The organism is Streptomyces silvisoli (genome assembly GCF_029269905.1).
Lineage (GTDB): Bacteria > Actinomycetota > Actinomycetes > Streptomycetales > Streptomycetaceae > Streptantibioticus_A > Streptantibioticus_A silvisoli_A.
Window position 1 is genome coordinate 1 of record NZ_JARJBC010000083.1, and the last position, 507, is coordinate 507.

Consider the following 507-nt stretch of genomic DNA (forward strand, 5'->3'; position numbering starts at 1 on the left):
ACTACGCGGTGCAGGGTTCGGTGGTGTTCGCTGGCACTGGGTATGTCGAGTTGGCTATCCGTGCTGGTGACAGTGTGGGTTGTGACCGACTCGAGGAACTGGTGCTGGAGACCCCGCTGGTGTTGCCCGCTCAGGGCGGCGTGCAGGTCCAGGTCGTGGTCGGCGATGCCGATACGCCTGCGGCGGCCGGGGCGCGGCGGCGGAGTGTGGCGGTGTATGCGCGCCTGGACGGGCAGGAGGCCTGGGCACGTCACGCCACCGGCGTGTTGAGCGTCTCCTCCCCTGACGTCACGGTTCAAGAGCCAGCGGACGGGGTGTTCGGCTCGGTGAGTCAGGCGTGGCCTGTGCCTGGTGCGATGGAGCTGGACACTTCGCAGTTCTATGAGCAGCTGAGCGAGAGCGGGTTTGCATATGGTCCGGTGTTCCAGGGGCTGAGCAGGGCTTGGCGGCGTGGGGACCAAATTCTCGCTGAGGTCGAGCTCCCCGAGGCTGGGCGTGGTCTGGCGG

The 507-nt window shown here is 67.3% G+C and carries 1 protein-coding gene; it reads left to right on the top strand.

Features of this window, described 5'->3' with window-relative positions; translation table 11 throughout:
- Positions 1-507: polyketide synthase dehydratase domain-containing protein (locus tag P3G67_RS35815; protein ID WP_276097249.1), on the top strand; the 507-nt coding region annotated here is incomplete at both ends.